Source organism: Pseudomonas sp. GM30, assembly GCF_000282275.2.
Lineage (GTDB): Bacteria > Pseudomonadota > Gammaproteobacteria > Pseudomonadales > Pseudomonadaceae > Aquipseudomonas.
The window spans coordinates 81359-104083 of record NZ_AKJP02000007.1 but is presented as its reverse complement, the minus strand read 5'-3'; the positions used below and the strand labels follow the sequence as shown (position 1 = coordinate 104083).

The 22725-nt window shown below is 54.2% G+C and carries 19 protein-coding genes and 1 pseudogene; 11 read left to right on the top strand and 9 right to left on the bottom strand.

The features are described from left to right. Positions 1–5 precede the first annotated feature (5 nt). The 3 genes from PMI25_RS05915 to PMI25_RS05905 all read left to right on the top strand — a co-directional run bounded on the left by PMI25_RS05915 (position 6) and on the right by PMI25_RS05905 (position 2222). Positions 6–263 (top strand): hypothetical protein, encoded by a 258-nt coding sequence (locus PMI25_RS05915; RefSeq protein WP_007962489.1) that lies wholly within the window; start codon positions 6–8, stop codon positions 261–263. A 216-nt stretch (positions 264–479) separates the two neighbouring features. Continuing rightward, positions 480–776 (top strand): hypothetical protein, encoded by a 297-nt coding sequence (locus PMI25_RS29605; RefSeq protein ID WP_238547069.1) that lies wholly within the window; start codon positions 480–482, stop codon positions 774–776. A gap of 105 nt (positions 777–881) precedes the next feature. Continuing rightward, the gene (locus PMI25_RS05905; protein WP_007962487.1) at positions 882–2222 is read left to right on the top strand and encodes a hypothetical protein; all 1341 of its coding nucleotides are present in this window, start codon (positions 882–884) and stop codon (positions 2220–2222) included. A 92-nt stretch (positions 2223–2314) separates the two neighbouring features. Here PMI25_RS05905 and PMI25_RS05900 read toward each other — a convergent pair whose 3' ends face one another. The 3 genes from PMI25_RS05900 to PMI25_RS05890 are packed head-to-tail and all read right to left on the bottom strand — an operon-like array spanning position 2315 to position 5939. Further along, positions 2315–4333 (bottom strand): DUF3732 domain-containing protein, encoded by a 2019-nt coding sequence (locus PMI25_RS05900; RefSeq protein ID WP_045121995.1) that lies wholly within the window; start codon positions 4331–4333, stop codon positions 2315–2317. Further along, complete coding sequence (locus tag PMI25_RS05895; RefSeq protein ID WP_007962485.1) at positions 4330–4794, bottom strand: three component ABC system middle component; 465 nt, start codon at positions 4792–4794, stop codon at positions 4330–4332. Before PMI25_RS05895 ends, PMI25_RS05900 begins: the two co-directional genes overlap by 4 nt. Continuing rightward, positions 4794–5939, bottom strand: coding sequence for a hypothetical protein (locus PMI25_RS05890; RefSeq protein WP_007962484.1), 1146 nt, complete (start codon positions 5937–5939; stop codon positions 4794–4796). Before PMI25_RS05890 ends, PMI25_RS05895 begins: the two co-directional genes overlap by 1 nt. Before the next feature lie 281 nt (positions 5940–6220). Between PMI25_RS05890 and PMI25_RS05885 the strand changes: the two genes are divergently transcribed. Beyond that, complete coding sequence (locus PMI25_RS05885; protein WP_007962483.1) at positions 6221–6676, top strand: hypothetical protein; 456 nt, start codon at positions 6221–6223, stop codon at positions 6674–6676. Between the two features lie 143 nt (positions 6677–6819). Here the strand turns inward: PMI25_RS05885 and PMI25_RS05880 are convergent, their stop codons facing one another. Beyond that, the gene (locus PMI25_RS05880) at positions 6820–8502 is read right to left on the bottom strand and encodes a hypothetical protein (protein WP_007962482.1); all 1683 of its coding nucleotides are present in this window, start codon (positions 8500–8502) and stop codon (positions 6820–6822) included. Between the two features lie 348 nt (positions 8503–8850). Between PMI25_RS05880 and PMI25_RS05875 the strand changes: the two genes are divergently transcribed. Then, positions 8851–11436: a DEAD/DEAH box helicase gene (locus PMI25_RS05875; protein ID WP_024164430.1), complete on the top strand. Its 2586-nt coding sequence runs from the start codon at positions 8851–8853 to the stop codon at positions 11434–11436. 149 nt (positions 11437–11585) lie between these two features. Here PMI25_RS05875 and PMI25_RS05870 read toward each other — a convergent pair whose 3' ends face one another. Both PMI25_RS05870 and PMI25_RS29440 read right to left on the bottom strand, forming a co-directional pair. Beyond that, complete coding sequence (locus tag PMI25_RS05870) at positions 11586–12311, bottom strand: hypothetical protein (protein WP_007965989.1); 726 nt, start codon at positions 12309–12311, stop codon at positions 11586–11588. After that, a complete protein-coding gene (locus PMI25_RS29440) occupies positions 12304–13659 on the bottom strand; it encodes an AAA family ATPase (protein WP_007965990.1) in 1356 nt (451 codons plus the stop codon). The genes PMI25_RS05870 and PMI25_RS29440 overlap by 8 nt, the downstream gene beginning before the upstream one ends. 647 nt (positions 13660–14306) lie before the next feature. Between PMI25_RS29440 and PMI25_RS05860 the strand changes: the two are divergent. Beyond that, positions 14307–14912 (top strand): annotated as a pseudogene (locus PMI25_RS05860) (mechanosensitive ion channel family protein); the annotation flags it as partial. 113 nt (positions 14913–15025) lie between these two features. Here the strand turns inward: PMI25_RS05860 and PMI25_RS05855 are convergent. From PMI25_RS05855 to PMI25_RS05845, 3 genes are all read right to left on the bottom strand, one after another. Then, entirely contained in the window at positions 15026–15883 is an 858-nt protein-coding gene (locus PMI25_RS05855; RefSeq protein WP_007965993.1) for a carboxylate/amino acid/amine transporter, read from the bottom strand. Between the two features lie 333 nt (positions 15884–16216). Continuing rightward, positions 16217–16816: an FMN-dependent NADH-azoreductase gene (locus PMI25_RS05850; RefSeq protein ID WP_007965995.1), complete on the bottom strand. Its 600-nt coding sequence runs from the start codon at positions 16814–16816 to the stop codon at positions 16217–16219. Positions 16817–17050: 234 nt separating this feature from the next. After that, complete coding sequence (locus PMI25_RS05845) at positions 17051–17365, bottom strand: hypothetical protein (protein ID WP_007965997.1); 315 nt, start codon at positions 17363–17365, stop codon at positions 17051–17053. Positions 17366–17414: 49 nt separating this feature from the next. Here PMI25_RS05845 and PMI25_RS05840 point away from each other — a divergent pair, with 49 nt between their 5' ends. The 5 genes from PMI25_RS05840 (at position 17415) to aqpZ (ending at position 22690) form a co-directional block, all read left to right on the top strand. Next, positions 17415–18338 (top strand): LysR family transcriptional regulator, encoded by a 924-nt coding sequence (locus PMI25_RS05840; protein WP_007965998.1) that lies wholly within the window; start codon positions 17415–17417, stop codon positions 18336–18338. A gap of 14 nt (positions 18339–18352) precedes the next feature. Further along, a complete protein-coding gene (locus tag PMI25_RS05835) occupies positions 18353–19156 on the top strand; it encodes an alpha/beta fold hydrolase (RefSeq protein ID WP_007966000.1) in 804 nt (267 codons plus the stop codon). A gap of 3 nt (positions 19157–19159) precedes the next feature. Continuing rightward, the gene (locus PMI25_RS05830) at positions 19160–19723 is read left to right on the top strand and encodes a peptidylprolyl isomerase (protein WP_007966001.1); all 564 of its coding nucleotides are present in this window, start codon (positions 19160–19162) and stop codon (positions 19721–19723) included. 88 nt (positions 19724–19811) lie between these two features. After that, positions 19812–21644 (top strand): ABC transporter ATP-binding protein, encoded by a 1833-nt coding sequence (locus tag PMI25_RS05825; protein WP_007966002.1) that lies wholly within the window; start codon positions 19812–19814, stop codon positions 21642–21644. 350 nt (positions 21645–21994) lie between these two features. After that, positions 21995–22690 (top strand): aquaporin Z, encoded by a 696-nt coding sequence (gene aqpZ, locus PMI25_RS05820; RefSeq protein WP_007966003.1) that lies wholly within the window; start codon positions 21995–21997, stop codon positions 22688–22690. The last annotated feature ends 35 nt before the right edge of the window (positions 22691–22725 follow it).

Here is a 22725-nt window from a genome sequence, read left to right as displayed (position 1 = left end):
TCGGCATGCAAGACTCGGAAGAATACATGTCGGAAGAAGCCTTTACTGACATGATGCAGGGCCACGTTCATCCGGTGATTCTCAGCAGTGAGCGCTACGACGAGTATTACTCCCATGGTGGGATTGGCACTGCTTTTGTGCTGGAGTACGAAGGTGAACTCTTCGTCGTAACCGCCCTGCACGTACTCAACAACCAATGCGCAGCGCATGACGATTTGCGGATTCTGCTGCGCAACGCCCATATCTCCATCGTGTTCGACTAACGCGCAGTCTTCCGTGATGAATCTAACCCTGATCTGGATTCAGATCTGGTCATTCGACGGATCGTAAAATCGCAGCATGCTGATTTGTACGCGGCAGGACTCACAAGCCTGGATGCGGCCCGCTATGTTGAGACCGAAGACTTCTGCCGCGCTAATATCTTCCACGTCTTTGGTTATCCGGACGAGGGCTGACACTACGACCACGAAGAAAGGGTTTTGGGGGCGAAGTTGCACTGGCTCAAAGGGCAACTTATCGAGCCAGGAATTCGGGGCCTTTCAACCATAAAAATCGTGGACGATCGTCCAGACGATTTCAATGGCATGAGTGGCTCGGTCGTCATCGCAGATGTCGATGACCTTTGGAAATTCGAAGGCTTGGTCACGCTCGCAAGCGAGCAACACGGGCTTCTGAACTTCATTCCGGCAGAGAAGATTGCGTACTACTTGAATAAAATGGTGATGATGGAAATGATCGGCGCCATGTTACCGGAGGATACGGACGTCCGACGTTGAATGGATGGAGAACGCCGCCTGGCAACTGATTGCGGTCGGTTGCGCTCGGGGAGTAGCTGGCGCACAACCGCCTGAAGACAATCCCCATAGGAAGGGCATACAAGAATGAACTCGCCGCTTTGGATAGCCACACGTGAAGGTCAAGATTGGATCGACCAACCTTGTCTTGATGCAATTGCGTGGTTTCGCTCGCTGCTCGAACAGCGTGACTGGGACGCCCGCATGGATACCGTGCAGGCTAACTACGAAAATGCCCTGACGAAGTGGGCACATGGTGAGCAGGTTCCACTGTTTGACAAGAACGACGCCGTCTTTTGGTACATCCATCAGACCAACGCTTTCGCTCAAGATCGGCGGAATTTCTTCGCACCTGAAGGTTTCCGTATCGCCCCATTGATGCATCGAATCGGGCATCTCTTGGTACATCTTCAGCGGGTAAAGGGAGTGAACGACAGAGTCGAAACTCTGCTCAAGAAAGGACGAAAGACCCCCGATGCTGGCCTCTACGAAATTCTGGTGGCAGGTGCATACAAAAGTCGGGATTGGGCAACCGTTCAGTTCGTTCCGGAGCAGTTGGGGGGTTCCAAGACACCCGACTTGCTCGTCAGCAGTAATCGCCGGCGCTGGGCGGTGGAGTGCAAGCGGATCAACCGTTCGGGCTACGAGGTGGAGGAACACGAATGCGCCGAGGCCTTGGCCAAACCTGTCCATGAACTGGCTCGACGCTTGGGCCGTCGGCTGGTCATAGATGTGCAATTCCGTCGCGAGCTCAAGCAATACCCGCCCGATACCCTGGTCAAGCACGTGGAGCGGTATATTGAAGACCCGCGTGCGCGCCTGGTACTGGAGGATGACATCTTGGCCGCGCATATCTGGGATGCCGACTGGACGAATCTGAACATGGTCATGGCGCATGACGACGTCTACTTTGGCTCAAGCCGGATGGTCGAGCTTATCAAAGGTGAGTACGACCTCTCGTACGACCATAGTTTCAGTGGCGAATGGGTACCCTCGACACGGATGCCACTGCATGCCGATCGGGTTCTTCACGCTAGCATCGTGAGTTGGCAAAGCGCGTCGTTTGACGCTGCAATGGCGAAAGCCAAGCATTTCCGAAGCACCGTTGGGCGTGCGGCTCAGCAGCTGACTCTGGGATTACCGGGTGCGGTGCATGTGGGCTACGAAGCGTTGGGCGGCTCATCGGAAGATGCGCTCCGTCATCAACTCAACGCGATGGAAATGCGCAACTTTGAGGCCGAGGGATCAAGGCTGCGTTATGTCTATGCCAACTACTTGCGCCCCGAGAATTCGACGGCTCGCATGGAGTCCTGGGCAGTGAGTGAAACCACCGCCTTTTACCGGATTGGGAAACATCGGACGCCTGAGCCCCTGCCTCACCACCTGCTACTTGGGGATGGTGATGGCACTCCGGGTAATCACTGGTAGAGAGCTTTCTCAAAGAGGGTTTTGAAGATACCAAAAGATTTAGTCTAAACGCGCAGCGCCTACTCCCAGTGTGGGAATAGGCACGACGCACTTCAAGCAATCGCGTCAGCTGCACGCTCTGCAATAAAACCTCGTTTTCTCCAAGTTGCACGCACGAATGATTGAAAGTTGGCCTCACCTTTCAGTGTCAAATCATCCGCATGGTCGGTCACGATGATCTGCGGCATGATCCCCGTGGACTTTTGGGTTTGCTCACAAAATTCCACGAGCCTATTGAACATGTTAGTGACCGATCTTAGGTCATCATCCAATCGATCAGTACTGGCTGTGAGCTCGGCCAAAGTTTTTGCATCAAAAGTCTGTCCATGATCGATTTTGGAGGGAAAGTAGACCTGCGTTGGCTGATCGAAAAACAAAATGGGTGGAATCTTGCACCCTTCTTCGTGCTTGAGTGCGAACACGGAATGCAACGCAAGGAACAACGTCAAATGGGAATAGAGCCAATTCGCCCCACTACCCATCGAGCGCAGATAAACGTTGCCCATGGTTGAACTCTCATGCCACAGGTCGAAGGTGTGAAGATCAAATTTTAAGTTTATCGGTTGGTAGGCTTCCTCAAAGTCAAAACCTGCGCCAATCCGCGCCATTTCACTGTTAATGAGATCACTCAGATCATTCATCTTTCCAGGGACATTGTAAGCATCCAACAGGGGCTTAATCTCGGAAATCCTGGATTTAAGGTGCTGGAGAGTCCCTTCAAATTCCGATTTTTGCTTATTTGCGTAGTCTTCAATGACGCCCTCAAGACGATGTTTGACACGCAGTGCGATCTCGTCAACTGTTTTGCTTTTCTTCAAGTCTTCAACTTGTTTTACGAGCTGCGTGATTTTCGCCTGGATACCAGAAAGAACCTCTTTCTGTTTATCAAGCGACTTCGCCAACTTGCTTTCCTCTTCTCGGAAGCTTTCGCGAGCATAAGAGGTGGTCTTCAGCTCCGTGTTCATCCATCCGATGGCCGCCGTTAGTTTATTCGCCTCATTCTCAACATGGTCACTAGGCGCAGCGCAAAATGGACATTGCGAGTCACTTACCTCTGCATACTCGGGAACTGGGATCTCGCTGATATTTTTGGCGAAGTCTTCCGTGAGGCTGATTGAGGACTTTACAGCGTGAAGTTTGTCCTGCAACTCTCGAACGACGATAGTCTGTTTAGAACGTTCATCTTCCAGAATTTTTTTACGCTCAGTGTAAGTATCAGCGATACTGTCGATTCGAACATTAGCATCCCTGATCCTCTTGAAAGAGGTTCTTACGCTGCCGGCGATCTGATCACCCGTCAATGCAATAAGATCCGTACCACTAATAGTTTTGTATTCAGCAAGCAGCTCATTGACCCTTGCAATGAACCGGTTTTTTTCCTCCTTGGTCTTGGGTATCTGAGCTTCAATTTTTTTTATTTCTGCTCTGAGCTGATTATTTTCCTGCGATAGCCAGAAATACTGCTGATCAACAAAATTCATAAAAATCTTTAGGTGCTCGATCGCCTGATCACGTTTTTCCTTCTCATCGAAGCGATAGAACAGTGCGTGTTTATTCGCCACCAAATTTTGATGCTGGAGCATATACGATGCGAAACTTCTAACTGAAGGGGTCGCGCTCTTCGACTTCCCGTACTCTCGGGGACTGAGATCCTCATCGATGTCGGTCATCGTAACCGCGAAATATCGGCCCAATTCTTTTTTGAAATCACGCAAAGGCAAGAACAAGCTGGGAGAGAAGAATTTTTTAGTATTCTTCATATTGAAAAATATTTCATCCAGCGATCCGCTCACCTCACCAATGAAAAGCCTATCGACATCTGGGTCGCGAGCGAGAAGAAGAACCTCCTCTTCGAACTCCAGGATGGTGAAATACATCTTGGATCGAGCAGTGATTACGCCCTTAGGAATTGTGTCGTCGCCATTTCCGAAGCAAAAGTCAAAAATCTCGATGATGGCACTTTTTCCCATCGATGATTTTCCGGTAATGACATTCAACCCTGGCTTAAATGTAACTTGATGAACCTCATTATCCCTATCAATCACACCAACAGACTTGACGAAACATTTCATAATTGAATAATCCCTAACGACTTGTATACACGCGGTGCTTCTCGATCCTCAAGAAGTTTTGCAAGATTGCGAGCGGACGTCACTTTTTGCCCCATACCCTGCAGGGGTGGAAAGGTCTTCCTGGTGGCTCTTACTACCATATCATCATCAACGGTTAAGTACTCTGCACTCACCAAACTCATCAGCGTAGTGTTGGTAATTTCCCTAAGAGAATGAATCCTTTTGTGCACACCCGCGATTCGTGTTTTGTCCGAAATCATGGTTCGCCAAGTGTTCCGCTCGCTAATACGGTGAAGATAAGATGCCGTGGCGTCATGCAGAACCAAGGGAAGAACGAGATAGCTAAACAGGATATTTTTCTGAGTGACCTTTAATTCGCTGTAAAAAGCATGAAGAATCGGTGCCATAATCAAAGGACTGCGATGCAGCGTATGAAGATGGTCAGTTGTCGTCAGCGCCATTACCAAAGCCTCCAGTGCAGCTTCTCATCATTATCTTCATCTTCGTCATCAGCGAGCATATGCCAAATTCCATTTCGAAAATCCACGGAAGTGTTATCAAAGGTAGGCATACCATCGACCGTCTCTCCACGACGCGTGTCGAAGAAAATTTGCGACTCGAAACACCAGTCTTGTTGAGGTTTTCGAGAGCAAAGCTTTACTTGTGCCGCCCTGATACTTCTGTGCCTTTTCAGCTGATCTAGCTTATAATTATCGACATCAACCTTCTCTAACGCGAAACGCTTGAACTCGTTGCTGATTGTGTGAACCGTCAACATATGCTCCAAAATGGCGGTAGGCACAATCTCGGCATATTCAATCTCATGCAGCTTTTTTACAAAAAGTCGATTTGAATAATCGGACACATCAACATTTTCAAATACAGACTTGTCAACAACAGGAAACTTTCGTGAGTTCCTGCCATAACGAGAGAACAACGTGGCAATTTTTAAATCAAAATCGTCGTAAGTGACTTTCCAGCCATCTTTTGATAGACAGGGTTCAATAAGATATCCCAATAAAGCCTCAAAATAATCTCCCCGCTTTGACGGATCGAGTCCTTTGCCATAGCGACTCTTAGCCTCCTCGGCACGCACCTCAAGACCTGGCTCTCCTGAAACAATCTTCACCTTTTCAATGATATCCAGTAAGACATTACGCCTCTCATTTGCCATTACAAACCTCTGCGTTTGTACAGCTTTCGATGCCTTATTGGCAGACGCAGCCAAGCGCGCCTCGCTATAAGTCAGGACATTTTCAAGAAGAGTCAGACGTTCCCCGGCAGTCAACTGGTTCCAATGACGAAGTTCCGCCGTTGCGCCATATGCTTGGGTTGTGAGCAAAATAAGCTCAGAATATTTATCTTGCTTAAACTTTGGAGACATCCAGTTTTTCAGAGTATTCCAAAAATTGATGTGTCCATCTGTGAGGTCTTCAATGAAGTTTTTTACTTCGACCTGAACACTTCTACTGACTGTGACATCGCCGAACACCTCCAGCCAAAGAGTCTGCCCTTCGACCAAGTCATGGCAATACTCCAGTGTCACTATCAGCTGATAGCCTATTGCTTCGAGCAGTCTAGTTGCATCGTTGGCGAGCTTTGCCACAACATTCTCCGCTTATTGCTTCACCGTTGCGGTACGAGTCGATTCGCGAGGAGAAAGTTGGCCATCCTGGCAAATCTGCTACCGCACCTGGAAAAATCGATTACGGTACAGTCATCGTGTACCTCGAAAACCCAAGCCACCAATACTGGATATATAATCAGCAATTTATGGCAATAGATTCCTGATTGTAGCGTGATGGCATTTTGTTGGCAAAAGGCCTTATTGTGCTATATAGGTGAATGTCTAAGGCTTGTATTCAAAGCGTTCAGCGAGGAGGACTGATGTCTTTCACAACAGACAACGGTGGTTTCAAATTCAAGTGTGAGGACGCCAAGATGTCGTATAACGCGAGCACTTGGTCAACGCGACTCAGCCAGCTCGCGAAGACCAAGGGACGTGTGAGCATACTGACGAGTGAGCTTCCGGATCCCGTTTATGTTTTAGAAGTACTGAGCAAGCGTCCACGCGACATTTACATCGTCACTCACATTAAGGCCCGAGCAGCAGCGGAACACATTAAGGCCGCGCTCCCCGAGGTTCGAATTGCCCTCCACCATGACCTCGGGGCCAAGGCGTTGATGGTTGCACCAGAGACTGTATGGATCATGAGCTCTGACTTTGGGGAAAAAAAGCACAGAATCGACTCAGGCGTGGGATTTCACTCACCTGAAATCTACGAGCAGACAGTATCGGAGTTGTTTGAAAGGGCCTGGCGAGAAGCGCTGGAAATCTACTAGGCCCTGCAAAGCGAGACATCACTCTGTGACAGCATGCAAGCCCTGCCATCTTTTAGCATGACGGCCATCGTTGACAACCAACTCAAAGGTTCTCCCGTCAAGCGACTCCATCATTTCCAATCGAAAGAGCGGGCTCACTTCACTCAACTGCTCAGAGGTAGCGGCTCATCAAGATCGCTTGTGTTTCTTAGAACAAGCCACGAGTCCTCCTCCCGAAGCAGTGTCGTTATTGTTGTTTTTTCAGTTGTGTACAGATTGATCTTGGGCTTGTCGCGAGCATCCAGATCACTGTGTAGGGTGAACTCTACTTCGGTGTAGATCGTCTCGACTCTTGGGGCAGTGACCACCTGACCAAACAGATCTAAGGTCATGCTATCTCTCTGAGCAAGCCGGATCACTTGCGGTACATCTGAAGAATCGAAACTAGATAGGTCGAACCCTTCGTGATAGGCGAACTCACCACTGCACAACCAACCGGCCTTACGAGTCGTAGCTACCGTTCCTGCGAGCAACCTTGCGTATTTTCGAAGTGCTGAGTACACATCATTGTCAAAATCGAAAGTTTTCAGGATGACAGGCTCTCTACACTGCTCTGCTACCTTGCGGGTGAAATCCAGATACTCAATCATCCAACGCAACTGAGCGTGGTACTCCTCATTGATAGGACTGGATTTGGTGTCGAAGGATGCAACGTTATTGCCAACCTCAATCTCCACGACCAAACGCCCCTTTCCAAAATATCGTGCAGCTCTTGCCAATCGTGGAAAACCTGGCAGTTCAAGGATGTTTTGGTCACGCCACGCGTCTAAGTTGAATGTCAGATCGAATTTCGTGTTTAGGCCATCATGGGCGAATGACGCTTTGATCCCAAAAAAGCCGCCCAATGCAGTGCCGTTGAAAACCGTACGAAGACTGCCAGAGGTGTAATGGCACGTGAACGTATCAATAGCCCATTCACCATCGGGAGTACGGACGTAGAGGTTGGCGGTCAGCGCGCGCTTTGGTGCTCCCATCGTGACCACACCCTGCCCTAATTGATTGGTTCTTTCATGGATGGCATCGAATAGCTTGGAGCCTTCAATCTTAAAATGAGCTCCAGGGATCTGCAGCTCTCTGCCTTCTTCAAAGAACGCTCTTTCCGCCTCCCAGAAGCCTTCCAGCTGATCCAGATCGCGCAGGATGAGTTGCAGGCTAACATTGTCCTGCGCAGCGCTGATGATGTGATGGGACTGGCCGCCCACTCTATCAACCTGGACATTGAATCGGGGATCAAGCTTTTCCAATCCAGTTTCATAGCCTTTCATGATCTCGGCTATGGGCGTATCGAAAGGGTCGTCGGATCTGTTCACCCAGCGCTGCAAAACCGAGACTGACCCATCTTCTACCGCAGCTTTCACTTCACTTTCTGTGAAGCTCTTCTGGTTGATGAGGCCGTTTGATCTTTTTTCTGCTTTTTGCTTCCAAACTCGTAACGTCTCGACGCTGAAAGCCGAATCGTCAGCGTCAACCAACTTCGAATGCGTTTGACACATCCAAATGCCGTTGTCCAAGTGACGACGCTCGACCTTGGTCTGTTTGGGGTCGTACCTTGGGCCGCCAGGCGCAGCCGCTTTGATATGGCAAGCTACCCCGACCCCCACAGCCTTATCACCGGTGAAAGCTGAGCCGTGCGTGTGTACATGGCAATCAGGAAATGAACAGACGTTACCGGCACGATCTCGCAAGCGTTGCACAGTTGACTGAAGAAAATCGTGACGTTCGTGGGCGACCTCCTCGGAAGCTTCGCCTGCTTTTTTCTGCTCGGATTTAGCGCCGCACATATCCATCCCCCCTCCTCTCTTTCCAGAACAATGCCGGTAAATCGATCCATTGCAAACGCTCAGCAGCTTTGCCGTATTCTCTATTATCCCATGGGCAAAGGGCGTGGACTGGCCTATTCGGAGCCTAAAGCTTGAGGGAGACCCTTTACTGAAAACCAGACTGGCGCGCGCGGATGCCGTGGAGATCAGAGGTTACCAGCGAAGGTTTGCTCTGATTTCAGCTCCCGTCAGCGATCCACCACACAAGTCTGATCTAAAATGCCAGTTGGGTGAAGCTGTAGCACTGCGCGCCACAGCATCACCATGATCTGACCGAGGCAAAGTGTTCTGAAGATCGATCTCAAGGAGTGAAGAATGGCTTTCAAGACCCCGCCCACCGCCTCATCGGTGCCAGAGACACCCGACAAGCTTTTTCGAGAGCTGACCCGTCGCAAATTCCCCGACGTACTGCCGCATCAGGCGAGCATGATGCAGGCTTATGCAGCTAAAGCAGTTGGCACCCCAGATGTTGCTCTCCAGCTACCGACGGGCAGTGGCAAAACCCTTGTAGGGTTGCTGATTGCAGAGTGGCGCCGCCGCAAGTTCCGAGAGAGAGTTGTGTACCTGTGCCCTACACGACAACTGGTTTACCAAGTCGTTGAACAAGCGAATGAGAAATACGGCCTCTCTGTGGCAACCTTCGTGGGCAAGAAGCGCGAATTCTCACCAGCGGATAAAACGGACTACCTGCAGGCTGAAAAAATTGCGGTCACAACTTACTCCAGTCTGTTCAACACGAACCCGTTCTTCGACCAAGCCGATATCATATTAGTCGACGATGCTCATGCTAGTGAAAACTACATCGCATCTCATTGGACATTGCGCATAGGCCGCATGGACGAGCGCTATGCAGGCCTTCACCAAGCGCTGTGCAACGCTTTCACCCCTCACCTGTCCGCTACCGATCTCTCCCGGCTGCGCGGTGTCTGGGAAGACGTAGTGGATCGTACCTGGGTCGACAAACTCGCGACGCCCACGGTCACTGCTCTGACTCCACAAATCATTGAGATTCTGGACGCACACACACCAGGCACCGACCTGACCTACCCCTGGTCACTGATCCGAGGTCACCTTGATGCCTGCCATATCTATCTGTCCTCCCAGGAAATCCTGATCCGCCCGCTGTTGCCTCCAACGTTCTCTCACCCTGCGTTCGAAAACGCCAAGCAGCGCATCTACATGTCGGCGACATTGGGTGCTGGTGGCGATCTAGAGCGTCTGACCGGACGAAAAACCATCCAGCGCCTTCCAGCCCCGGAAGGCTGGGATACACAAGGCGTCGGTCGCCGATTTTTCATCTTCCCCGAGATGTCGCTCACCACTGATGAAACCGCCGAGTTGCGAAAGCAACTGATGCAACGCGCGGGTCGTAGCGTTGTGCTTGTTCCCAGCGACAAGACCGCAGATGCCATCGCCGAAGAGATCGATGAGAAGCTCAAGTTCCCCGTATTCCGTGCGAGCGACATCGAAGAATCCAAGGCGGACTTCGTCGGACTCCACCAGGCAGTAGCCATTGTGGCCAACCGTTATGACGGCATTGATTTTGCCGGTGATGAATGCCGCTTGCTGTTCATTGAAGGGTTGCCCAAGGCCATGAACGCTCAGGAACGCTTCCTTATGACCCGCATGGGGGCAAATGCCCTGTACAACGAACGAATCCAGACACGAGTCGTACAGGCTATTGGCCGATGCACTCGATCGCTGGAAGACTATTCAGCGGTGGTTGTGTCCGGTGAGGAGTTGCCTGACTACCTGGCAGACCTTCGCCGCCGCCCGTTCTTCCATCCAGAGCTACAAGCCGAAATCACGTTTGGTGCCCTTCAATCAAAAGACACCGAGTTGGCCGATTTGGTAGAGAACTTCGAAACCTTTCTGGACAACGATCGAGATTGGGAGTACGTCAACCGGCAGATCCTGGACGAGCGAGATCGGGCACACCAGAAATTTCTGCCTGCGATCAACGAACTTTCCCAAGCAGTCCGGGCAGAAATTGACTACCAAACGGCGCTATGGCGACATGACTATGACGGCGCTGTAGCGGCTGCCGATCGTGTCCTGGGAACGCTGACAGCATCCGATCTGCGGGGCTATCGGGCGCTCTGGAATTACCTCGCGGGTTCCGCATGTCATCTCGCAGCTCAACGCGGCAATGGTGCCATGGCTGCAAAATCTCGGCAGTACTTCAAAGATGCCCATGGCTGCGCTCCAAACATTCCTTGGCTCACAGCCTTTGCGCGTAAAGAGGTTGGCGAAGCTGTATCAGCTCAGGCTGATGACCTCGCACTGCAACAGCAGGTGGAGCGCGTGGGAGCAGAACTGACACGGTTGGGCCCCACCCATGACCGCGATTTCGCAAAGCTGGAGCAGTCCATCCTTCAAGGGCTGCGGCACCACGAGACCTTCGAGCGTGCTCAGAAGGATCTTGGATCGCTGTTGGGCTTCAATGCAGGAAAGGTCGAAAGCGAAGGTTCTCCAGATCCTTGGTGGATCTCGGGTGGGCGGTGCATCGTGTTTGAGGACTACGTGAACACCGTTGACGGTACGCTCAGTGTCACCAAGGCTCGCCAAGCCACATCACATCCAGACTGGATGCGAGCAAACGTGGCCGAGTCCACAGAGTGCGAATTCCAAACGGTACTCGTTACGCCGGCAACCAAGATCAGCGGTGCCGCGACAGTCCACGCTGCAGGGCTGCTCTACTGGGGGCTCGAAGACTTCAGGGCCTTTGCCGCCCATGCATTACAGGTGATCAGGCAGTTGCGGACAACCTTCTTCGAACAGGGTGACCTAGTCTGGCAGGCTGAAGCCGCCGAGCAACTCAAACAGCAAGGCTTGGATTTTGCCTCCATCTGCAAGCGCTTGCAGGCCAAGCCTGTTGTGGAGTGCATGCAGGCGGTCTGAGCCAGCGAGAAGGCAACTTCAGGGGAAGGCTGCCCTTCCCCTTTTTTGATGATGGCGCCATGACAGGAAGGCACAAGCGCCGCCCCCTTGAGCTTGACCTCGACCCAGTTACACCAAGCGACGGGGGATCGCAAACCGGTGCCGGCCTGTTAAACGCCGGAGGCTTCTCGGCGTTGCCACAATTTCTTGGCTACCAGTTGTAAAATGTGCCCCGCTCGGTGATTGTCGAGCTCAGCAGTTGCACCCATCAGCATCGATAATCGACCTGGCCGTGCCTCAAACCGCTCCATGAGGGCTCTGCGCTCAATCTGAGCCAAGGCATTGAGCTTCACTGAACGAATAGTCCTGATCCCCTTCCTGGATTTGCCGATAAAAATCCAACCTTTCTGGATTTCAATGTTATCCGAGTACTGATCAAAGTAAGGATGAACCCAACGATAGCTTTCGGGCGTAGTGGGTAACGGTGCATTGGCAGGAATTTTCACGGCAAGCGCAGGGCAGTGCTTCTCAGCTTCCAGCTCCTTACGTTTTGCACGCTTTCTAATCAAACCATTTAAAGTTCGGTTGTACCCTTGTTTTTTCGAATTGCACGTCCCGCAGGACAAAGATAAATTTCTTACCTCGAACGTGTAATCTCCATGTATATTTTTTTCGATGAAGTGCTCCAAGTGGACGGCATAATCATCGTAGAGCATACGCCGACAGAGACTACATTTTGCCTTTTGCACCTTGCGCAACAATGGCTTCAAGGCACTCTTGAATGCCTTAACTGCGTTACCCTGACTATCCCAATCAAGACCTAACAGGTCTGCAACCACAATACCATCGGGCAGAACTGGGATCGGATGAATCCGTTCAAAACCAATATTAATCATCTCCAGATGCTCCAAGAATCGCCTCGATCACTTCAACGAGGGGGTCTTCGGATTTCAGAGCCGACTTAATAGACACCAATTCATCGGTCAAGGCGAGCAAATCTGGATGTTCAAACCCATCTTTTTCTATAATAGACACCGCGCGCTGAACCACATCCACTACGATCCGGTTTCGGCTGGAAGTGATACCGAACTGCTCCAGTAGAATGTCATCAGAAGAAGCGCCAAATGAAGCCACACTGACGATGGGCTCATCATTTGACAAGTCCACAATCGTGCTACCTTCCAGCGCGGCACCGACAATAAGCGGAGAATGGGTGCATACAATCAAATGCCCAAACTTCATCCCTACTTGGCAGATCCCATGGACTGCGGCCATGAAATCTCGCTGCCACTGGGGGTGAAGGCTATTATCGGGCTCATCCAAAAGCATCAGCGAACCTTCTTCCACACCAAAACCAAGCCCCATGAGGTTCGTGTACATATGATACTCACCAGAGCTTAACTCAAATATTGAGAAAGGCTGTTGGCTACCTACCCTTTGAACTTTCACATCTCGAAGCGAAAAAATATCAAGCATAAAGCCTAGGCGAACCACATCATTAGACGCAGTTTTACAGCGTATACCACCACTACCCATATTCAAAACAAATGTAGATCTAGACGAACGTATGAATTCGGAAAACTCCTTAAACACATGCTCATCAAACTCATTTAAAATGTTAATAGCCACGCTTTCTGAGAAATACCGCGAAAACTTAAAATCGTCAAGATCCAATGAGCGCCTCAGCGCCTCAACTGAAACACCCTGCTCTATTCTTGAAGGAGCTTTCGTAGTCCGAGTGATTTTATCTTTGTTCACAAAAACTGAAACTTCCAGCTCCGGAACAATATTGGCAAACTCATGTGCTCTATTATAAAACGGCCACTCATAGCGCTCGGACTTGTTTCCATCCAAAGCAAATACTAGCACCGTCTCAAAGGGTCTTTTCTTGCTGAGCAGATTCGCCCCAACCCTTTGCCCAATGTAAGCATACTGCTCTGTCGCGAACTCGGTGCTACCGCCACCCGCCTTTTCCTTAGAGGGGAATCTGTCTGCAACGGAACCTGAGGCGCAAATGACATGCTTCATGCTCAAGCCATCACTTACACTTACCATGGCCGACGTAGATTTAGGAGCAATCACCCCCGCGACCAACTCTCTCAGCATCGTACTTTTATAGGAACCGTTCTGCCCAGTAACGATGGTGCTTCTAAATCCGTACTGACCTAATAAGTCCTCCGCAGCCACGAACGGTATTGTTCTCCAAACCTCACCCCAATCTTGAAATTTGATAAAATCAATCATTCAGCTGAATTCCTTTTTCTAGACTTTACGCAATTAAAGACACTGACTTAAGAGCACTCTGGACACCCGCCAAGCTGTAGATCTGTATCGCCTCGGACTCTTCAGGCATCTTGCAAGATTACTGTGAAACGCTTTTAAAACTTTACCATCGGCAACCGATTGTTAACACCATGGCGACGCTTAGCGTTGAAGAACATCTTGATAGAATCGAATATATCAATGCGCACCTTGAGGTTTGCTGAAGTCCTTATCCAGAAATTCCGACTCAAAGCGCCCCCCAGATCAAAGGCAGAATCTTGTCGTCTCAACACCTCAACCAACTTCGTCAGAAGCTGAAGAAACCTGGCACCGCAGGTCGAGAAGCTTCGCCCGAGCCGGTGTGAAGAAGACGTGATGCGGTGGGCGATCGCGGAGATGAGATAGTCGTAGGGACTCTCCTACAGCAAGAGCTTGGGCGTACGATGGCTTGGTGGAGTACCTGTGTATGGTGATTACAGGTGCTCAGTTGAGAGGGGCGTCAGTGCTTGCGGGATTGGACGGATGAGCGGGGTGTCCATCGATATCGGGAAATATGGACATTGGACAGAAAAACTTAACCTACTGATCTGTAATGCTTTGCCATGTCCATTTCTGCTCCGAGCTCACACGTACAGAATTTCGACAAGACCATCGTCTCGATCCCGACCTGGCGCTTGATGTCCGAATCGTTCCGCAACTGGCGCGGCATGCAGCAGTCCGGCGGGCGACGGATCAAGCGCAGCCTGTTCATCGACGCCAGCGGCGTGCGCTTCATCCGCGACGATGAGGAGGAAAAACTCTCCCAGGTGCACCTGCTGACCGGCTACATGGGCCGCAAGAAAGCCGAACTCAAGGCGTGGAACGAAGCGCAGGGCAATGTCGCGGCGATGTCAGCCAACCGCCGGCGCATGACCAACATCGGCACCTTCCGCGCTTATGCGCTGGCGTATTTGAAGAGTCACCCGGAGGTGCAGCCGAACATGACCTGCATGGTTCGGCAGATGCAGACCACGGCGCAGGGCATTCCACTGGAAATCTACTGCTTCACCACCACCACGGTGTGGGCTGATTACGAGCGGATTCAGGGCGATATTTTCGATTATCTGCTGGCGGTGCTGCCGGAGTTTGGCTTGAGCCTGTATCAGCAGCCGAGTGGCGGGGATTTGCGTACCGGGTTGCTGCCGGCGGTGTTGGGTTCGGCGCACATTCCGGAACCCCAGAAACACCTGATGTAACGCACGCTTACCGTGTAGGAGCTGCCGCAGGCTCGGGCCGCGTTCGGACGATCTTTTGACTTTGATATTTTGAAGATCAAAAGATCGCAGCCTTCGGCAGCTCCTACACCGGGTTACGCGGTGCGTCTGATACCCAAACGGCTGATCCATACTGCGGCGAGGATGACGCTGCCGCCGAGCAACAATCGCCCCAGCTCTTCGTGCTGATTCCAGATCAGCAGGTTCAGCAGCAAGCCCACCGGCACATGCAGGTTGTTCATCACCGCCAGCGTGCCGCCGTTGACCATGCACGCGCCCTTGTTCCACCAGTACATCCCCAGCGCCGTCGAGACCAGTCCGAGGAACAGCAACACGCCCCATTGCAGCGGTGCTTCGGGCAGGAAGTTGGCTTTGCCGAACAGCAGAAATGCCGGCAATACCACCGCCAGTGCGCCGAGGTAGAAAAAGCCGAAACGCCGGTAATGCGGCAGATCGCTCGGGTGTTTCGCCACCAGATGCTTGTACAGCACCTGGCCTGCGGCGTAGGTGAAGTTGGCCAGTTGCAGCAGCAAAAAGCCCATGAAGAAGTCCGGGTTGATCCGGTCGAAGCGAATCACTGCTGCGCCACCCACCGCGACCAGTGCTGCGACCAGCGCCCATGGATTGAAGCGTCGGTTCAGCGCATCTTCGATCAGCGTCACGTGCAGCGGCGTGAGGATGGTGAACAGCAACACCTCCGGCACCGTCAGCACCCGGAAGCTCAGGTACAGGCAAACGTAGGTGATGCCGAACTGCAACGCACCGATCAGCAGCATGCCGCGCATGAACGCCGGCTCCACCGAGCGCCAGCGGGTCAGCGGGATGAACACCAGCCCGGCCAGCACCACACGCACCAGTACCGCGAAGTAGCTGTCGACATGTCCGGCGAGGTATTCGCCGATCAGACTGAAGGAAAACGCCTGGATCAGCGTGACGAAAAGTAGATAGCCCATGGTCGCCTCTGTTTCGAATGGCGGCGACGATAGCGGGTTTTACATTCCGCAACCAACACAAAATCCCCCTGTAGGAGTGAGCCTGCTCGCGATTGCTGTGTGTCAGTCAACATCGATGTGATTGAACGACCGCTATCGCGAGCAGGCTCACTCCTACAGGGAGTCCGTCGCTCACTGAATCCCAGGCAAAAAAAAGCCCGATCTCGCTAAAGCGTTCAATCGGGCTACAGCACTCAGGAGCAACAAGTGCAAAGGGAGGTTCGATGCGCGTAGAGCCTTGAAGGGTTGCGCCAGGTCACTTAAACAAGCGGCGATTATCTGGCGATTAACATATCAAGCGACCTGGGACAGTTTGGCGTTGGCCTGATTCAGGCCCTTCTCCTGGAAGTCGCCGCCCAGGTTCATGCCTTCAGCGTGAATGAAGGTCACGTCGTGGATGCCGATGAAACCCATGACCTGACGCAGGTACGGTTCCTGATGGTCGGCGGGGCCGCCGGCGTAGATGCCGCCGCGAGCGGTGAGCACGTAGGCACGCTTGCCGCTGAGCAGGCCTTGCGGGCCGGTTTCGGTGTACTTGAAGGTCACGCCGGCACGCAGCACATGGTCGAGCCACGCCTTGAGGGTGCTCGGGATCGCGAAGTTGTACATCGGCGCAGCCATCACCAGTACGTCGGCGGCGAGCAGCTCGTCGGTCAATTCGTTGGAGCGGTCCAGCGACGATTGTTCGTTGGCGCTGCGCTGCTCGGCAGGCTTCATCCAGCCGCCCAGCAGGTTGGCGTCCAGGTGTGGAACGGGATTCACGGCGAGGTCACGCACGGTGATCTGATCGTTGGGATGCGCCGCTTTCCACTGACCGATGAAGGTCTGGGTCAGTTGACGGGAAACCGAATCTTGCTGACGGGCGCTGCTTTCGATGATCAGAACGCGGGACATGGTGTGTAGTCTCCATCCGAGAATGTTGTAGGTCGATGGAGTGAAGGTTAAACAGGGATGGATCGATGAAAAAGCGCAAATAATTGCTGCAAAGCATCGAATAATTCGTTTAGATGCTGACACGCACCTTTGTAGGAGTGAGCTTGCTCGCGAAAGCGGTGTGTCATTCAACAATGATGTCGACTGAAACGGCCAATTCGCGAGCAAGCTCGCTCCCACAAGGGATTGACGGTGTTATTTCGGGCTGCAGCTCAAATCGATGCGCAGCCTGATGATCTCGCGGGAGAACTTAGCCGTAGCGTTCGTATGCTTGCGGGCCGGGACTTCGATGTTGCGCGTACGCGGTGCTTCCGGGCCATTGTTGAAAACGACTTTGCAGGTCGCATCGACATCACCGAAGTTGACGACTTTTATGGAGCCGATGTCTTTGTCGGTGTCGAAGGTCTCGTAGTCGACTTTCAAACCATTGAGGTTCTTCTGCACATCGATCGGGTAAGCAAACGCAGTCAGCGGCAGCAACGCGAGCACCACACAACAGAATTTTTTCATTCGCCAGTCTCCATGAGGGACGGCCAGCTTAGGACAAGAGGAGCTATTGATGAAAGCGCCCCGCGTGACCCTTGATCAATGGCGAACATTGCAGGCCGTGGTCGACCACGGCGGATTCGCCCAGGCCGCCGAGGTTCTGCACCGTTCGCAATCGTCGGTGAGTTACACCGTCGCCCGCATGCAGGACCAGCTCGGCGTGCCGTTGCTGCGCATCGACGGGCGCAAAGCGGTGCTCACCGAGGCCGGCGGCGTACTGCTGCGCCGCTCGCGACAACTGGTGAAACAGGCCAGCCAACTGGAAGACCTCGCCCATCACATGGAGCAAGGTTGGGAGGCCGAGGTGCGGCTGGTGGTCGATGCGGCTTACCCCAGCGCACGCATCGTGCGGGCGCTGACCGCGTTCATGCCGCAGAGTCGCGGCTGCCGCGTGCGTCTGCGCGAGGAGGTGTTGTCCGGGGTCGAAGAGGTATTGCTCGAGGGCGTGGCCGATCTGGCGATCACCGGTCTGAGCATTCCCGGTTACCTCGGCGCGGAATTGAGCGACGTCGAATTTGTCGCGGTCGCCCACCCCGATCACGCGCTGCATCGGCTCAATCGCGAACTGAACTTTCAGGACCTGGAAACCCAGATGCAGGTGGTGATTCGCGACTCCGGCCGCCAGCAACCACGCGACGTCGGCTGGCTTGGCGCCGAACAGCGCTGGACCGTCGGCAGCCTCGCCACGGCGGCCACGTTCGTCAGCAGCGGCCTGGGCTTTGCCTGGCTGCCACGACACATGATCGAACGGGAATTGAAGGAAGGCACACTCAAGCTGCTACCGTTGGATCAGGGCGGCAGCCGCAACCCGAGCTTTTATCTGTACTCGAACAAGGACAAACCGCTGGGCCCGGCGACACAAATCCTCATCGAACTGTTGCGTACCTTCGACACCTTGCCGCTGGACGCACCGTTCGCCGCCCCTGAGCAAGCCTGACACGGAGTTCACCGATGGCGTATTTCGAACATGAAGGTTGCAACCTGCACTACGAGGAATATGGCCACGGCACCCCGTTGCTACTGGTTCACGGACTCGGTTCGAGCACCCTGGACTGGGAAATGCAGATCCCGGCGCTGTCGGCGCACTACCGGGTGATCGTCCCCGACATACGCGGTCACGGTCGCTCGGACAAACCCCGCGAGCGCTACAGCATCGCCGGATTCAGCGCTGACCTGCTGGCCCTGATCGAACACTTGCACCTCGGTCCGGTGCACTACATTGGGCTGTCGATGGGCGGGATGATCGGCTTTCAATTCGCCGTCGATCAGCCGCACATGCTGAAAAGTCTGACCATCGTCAACAGCGCCCCCGAGGTCAAACTCCGCAGCCGCGACGACTACTGGCAGTGGTTCAAGCGCTGGAGCCTGATGCGCGTGCTGAGTCTGGCGACCATCGGCAAGGCGCTGGGCGGCAAACTTTTTCCCAAGCCTGAACAAGCTGATCTGCGGCAGAAAATGGCCGAACGCTGGGCAAAAAACGACAAACGTGCTTATCTCGCCAGCTTCGATGCAATTGTTGGCTGGGGCGTTCAGGAACGACTTTCCCGGATGACCTGTCCAACCCTCATCGTCACCGCCGACCGTGACTACACACCGGTGGCACTGAAAGAAACCTATGTAAAACTGCTGCCCGATGCGCGGCTGGTGGTCATAGCCGATTCGCGCCACGCCACCCCGCTCGATCAACCCGAACGCTTCAACCAAACGCTGCTGGAGTTCCTTGCCACAGCTGATACTCAATCTCAGGATCACTGACCCATGCTGAAAAAACTCGCCCTCGCCGCCGGCACCGTGCTGTTTGCTGCCAACCTGATGGCTGCCACCCCGGCCAAAGCGCCGCACGTGCTGCTGGACACCACCAACGGCCAGATCGAAATCGAACTGGATCCGGTCAAGGCGCCGATCAGTACCAAGAACTTTCTGGACTACGTCAACAGCGGCTTTTACACCAACACCATTTTCCACCGCGTGATCCCGGGCTTCATGGCGCAGGGCGGCGGCTTCACCCCACAGATGCAGCAAAAAGACACCAAGGCACCGATCAAGAACGAAGCCAGCAATGGCCTGCACAACGTTCGCGGTACCTTGTCGATGGCACGCACCTCCAACCCGGATTCGGCCACCAGCCAGTTCTTCATCAACGTGGCGGACAACGCTTTCCTCGATCCGGGCCGTGACGCCGGTTACGCGGTATTCGCCAAAGTGGTCAAGGGCATGGACGTGGTCGACATCATTGTCAACTCGCAGACCACTACCAAACAGGGCATGCAAAACGTGCCTGTCGACCCTGTGATCATCAAGTCGGCCAAAGTCATCGACTAAGCTGTACAGGGCGTTTCGAGCGGCGCGGGCCTGACGCCACGCCGCTCACACCGATAAAAGGAGAGCCCGGCATCCGGGCGGTTATCTGATGCTCTATCGCCGTTTCGAACAACTGATCGACATATTCCGCGACGCTCCGACGGCGTCTCCTCCAGATCGTGTCTGGCCCTTCTACACCTATTACCTCAAGCAGGTCTGGCCGAGTTTCGCCGCCCTGCTGGTGGTCGGCCTGTTTGCCGCGTTGATCGAAGTCGCGCTGTTCAGTTACCTGAGCCGCATCATCGACCTGGCCCAGGGCACACCCAACCCGAATTTCTTCAGCGACCATGCCCTCGAACTGACGTGGATGGTGGTGGTCGCCCTGGTACTGCGGCCGATCTTTTTCGGCCTGCACGACCTGCTGGTGCATCAGACCCTGAGCCCGGGGATGACCAGCATGATCCGCTGGCAGAACCACAGCTACGTGCTCAAGCAGAGCCTGAATTTCTTCCAGAACGACTTCGCCGGGCGCATCGCCCAACGCATCATGCAGACCGGCAACTCGCTGCGTGACTCGGCGGTGCAGGCGGTGGATGCGCTGTGGCACGTGGTGATCTACGCGATCAGCTCGCTGGTGCTGTTCGCCGAAGCCGACTGGCGCCTGATGATTCCGCTGCTGACGTGGATCGCCGCCTACATCGGCGCGCTGTATTACTTCGTGCCACGGGTGAAAGAGCGTTCGGTGGAGGCCTCCGACGCGCGCTCGAAACTCATGGGGCGGATCGTCGACGGCTACACCAACATCGCCACCCTCAAGCTGTTCGCCCACACCAACTTCGAACAGCACTACGCCAAGGAAGCCATCGAAGAACAGACGGTCAAGGCACAGATGGCCGGCCGCGTGGTGACCAGCATGGACGTGGCAATCACCACCATGAACGGCCTGCTGATCGTCGGCACCACTGCGCTGGCGCTGTGGCTGTGGACGCAGTCGCTGATCACTGTCGGCGCGATCGCGCTGGCCACCGGTCTGGTGATCCGCATCGTTAACATGTCCGGCTGGATCATGTGGGTGGTCACCGGCATTTTCGAGAACATCGGCATGGTTCAGGACGGTCTGCAGACCATCTCGCAACCGGTCAGCGTCACCGATCACGAGCAGGCCAAACCGCTGGCCGTGGCCCGTGGCGAAGTGCGTTTCGAGCACGTGGATTTTCACTACGGCAAGAAGAAAGGCATCATCGGCGACCTCAACCTGACCATCAAACCGGGTGAGAAAATCGGCCTGATCGGCCCGTCCGGTGCCGGCAAATCGACCCTGGTCAACCTGCTGCTGCGCCTGTATGACGTCGAGGGCGGACGCATCCTGATCGATGGGCAGAACATCGCCGAAGTCGGCCAGGAAAGCCTGCGCGCACGCATCGGCATGATTACGCAGGACACCTCCCTGCTGCACCGCTCGATCCGCGACAACCTGCTGTACGGCAAGCCTGACGCCACCGACGCCGAACTGTGGGATGCGGTGCACAAGGCCCGTGCCGACGAGTTCATTCCGTTACTGTCGGACGCAGAGGGCCGCACCGGCTTCGACGCGCACGTCGGCGAGCGCGGGGTCAAACTGTCCGGCGGTCAGCGTCAGCGCATCGCGATTGCCCGGGTGCTGCTCAAGGACGCGCCGATCCTGATCATGGACGAAGCGACCTCGGCACTCGACTCGGAGGTCGAAGCGGCGATTCAGGAAAGCCTGGAAACCCTGATGCAAGGCAAAACCGTGATCGCCATCGCCCACCGCCTCTCGACCATCGCCCGTATGGATCGGCTGGTGGTGCTGGAAAACGGCAAGATCGCCGAGAGCGGCACCCACGCCGAACTGCTGGCCCATCGCGGCTTGTATGCGCGGTTGTGGGCGCACCAGACCGGAGGATTTGTCGGGATCGATTGATCACAAAAAACCCGATTCTGTGAGCTTTTGTGGCGAGGGAGCTTGCTCCCGCTCGGCTGCGCAGCAGACGCAAAGCCCGCCAACTGTGCGAGTCTGACACTACCGGTGCAGATAGTGTTGGGACAGCTTCGCTGTCCAGCGGGAGCAAGCTCCCTCGCCACACAATGCCTGCCCGCCAGAAAACCGCCCCAGCCCGCCAAACACAGGCTCTGGCGGTTTTTTTGCGCCTGCTGGAAATCCATCCAAAGCCTGCTGTACTCAGCCAAGGTTCCAGCGCGGAACCTGTCGTAAATCGGCAAGGAAGCACAACGCAACACAGTCTCGATAGCACGCCTATCAAGGACTCTCTCATGTCTCTGTTCAAACGTTCAGTCACTGAGTTGTTGGGTACGTTCTGGCTGGTTCTGGGTGGTTGTGGCAGTGCGGTGCTTGCGGCGTCTTCGCCGTTGGGCATCGGGGTGCTGGGGGTGGCCCTGGCGTTTGGTCTGACGGTGCTGACCATGGCGTTCGCCATCGGCCACATCAGCGGATGTCATCTCAATCCGGCGGTATCGGTCGGGTTGGTGGTCGGCGGACGGTTTCCAGCAAAAGAGCTACCCGCCTACATCATCGCCCAGGTGCTCGGCGGGATACTCGCCGCCGCGCTGCTCTATTACATCGCCAGTGGCAAGGAAGGTTTCGACATCGCAGCAGGTCTGGCGTCCAATGGGTACGGCGAGCACTCGCCCGGCAAATACTCGATGTCGGCTGGCTTTGTCACCGAGCTGGTGATGACCGGGATGTTCGTGATCATCATCCTCGGCGCCACCGACAAACGCGCCCCGGCGGGCCTCGCACCGATCGCCATCGGCCTGGGCCTGACGCTGATTCACCTGATCTCGATTCCGGTCACCAACACCTCGGTCAACCCGGCACGCAGCACCGGGCCGGCGCTGATGGTTGGCGGCTGGGCGATTGCGCAGTTGTGGATGTTCTGGGTCGCGCCGCTGCTGGGCGCGGTAGTGGGTGGGACGATTTATCGCTGGCTGGGCAAAGAGGAAACCTGAAACCACCGCCTCCCCTGTAGGAGCTGCCGCAGGCT

What these genes read in the sequence shown, in the direction of transcription:
- PMI25_RS05915 (WP_007962489.1), top strand. Translation starts at nt 6, where the DNA reads ATGCAAGACTCGGAAGAATACATGTCGGAAGAAGCCTTTACTGACATG.
- PMI25_RS05905 (WP_007962487.1), top strand. Translation starts at nt 882, where the DNA reads ATGAACTCGCCGCTTTGGATAGCCACACGTGAAGGTCAAGATTGGATC.
- PMI25_RS05900 (WP_045121995.1), bottom strand. Translation starts at nt 4,333, where the DNA reads ATGAAATGTTTCGTCAAGTCTGTTGGTGTGATTGATAGGGATAATGAG.
- PMI25_RS05895 (WP_007962485.1), bottom strand. Translation starts at nt 4,794, where the DNA reads ATGGCGCTGACGACAACTGACCATCTTCATACGCTGCATCGCAGTCCT.
- PMI25_RS05885 (WP_007962483.1), top strand. Translation starts at nt 6,221, where the DNA reads ATGTCTTTCACAACAGACAACGGTGGTTTCAAATTCAAGTGTGAGGAC.
- PMI25_RS05880 (WP_007962482.1), bottom strand. Translation starts at nt 8,502, where the DNA reads ATGGATATGTGCGGCGCTAAATCCGAGCAGAAAAAAGCAGGCGAAGCT.
- PMI25_RS05875 (WP_024164430.1), top strand. Translation starts at nt 8,851, where the DNA reads ATGGCTTTCAAGACCCCGCCCACCGCCTCATCGGTGCCAGAGACACCC.
- PMI25_RS05870 (WP_007965989.1), bottom strand. Translation starts at nt 12,311, where the DNA reads ATGATTAATATTGGTTTTGAACGGATTCATCCGATCCCAGTTCTGCCC.
- PMI25_RS29440 (WP_007965990.1), bottom strand. Translation starts at nt 13,659, where the DNA reads ATGATTGATTTTATCAAATTTCAAGATTGGGGTGAGGTTTGGAGAACA.
- PMI25_RS05855 (WP_007965993.1), bottom strand. Translation starts at nt 15,883, where the DNA reads ATGGGCTATCTACTTTTCGTCACGCTGATCCAGGCGTTTTCCTTCAGT.
- PMI25_RS05850 (WP_007965995.1), bottom strand. Translation starts at nt 16,816, where the DNA reads ATGTCCCGCGTTCTGATCATCGAAAGCAGCGCCCGTCAGCAAGATTCG.
- PMI25_RS05845 (WP_007965997.1), bottom strand. Translation starts at nt 17,365, where the DNA reads ATGAAAAAATTCTGTTGTGTGGTGCTCGCGTTGCTGCCGCTGACTGCG.
- PMI25_RS05840 (WP_007965998.1), top strand. Translation starts at nt 17,415, where the DNA reads ATGAAAGCGCCCCGCGTGACCCTTGATCAATGGCGAACATTGCAGGCC.
- PMI25_RS05835 (WP_007966000.1), top strand. Translation starts at nt 18,353, where the DNA reads ATGGCGTATTTCGAACATGAAGGTTGCAACCTGCACTACGAGGAATAT.
- PMI25_RS05830 (WP_007966001.1), top strand. Translation starts at nt 19,160, where the DNA reads ATGCTGAAAAAACTCGCCCTCGCCGCCGGCACCGTGCTGTTTGCTGCC.
- PMI25_RS05825 (WP_007966002.1), top strand. Translation starts at nt 19,812, where the DNA reads ATGCTCTATCGCCGTTTCGAACAACTGATCGACATATTCCGCGACGCT.
- aqpZ (WP_007966003.1), top strand. Translation starts at nt 21,995, where the DNA reads ATGTCTCTGTTCAAACGTTCAGTCACTGAGTTGTTGGGTACGTTCTGG.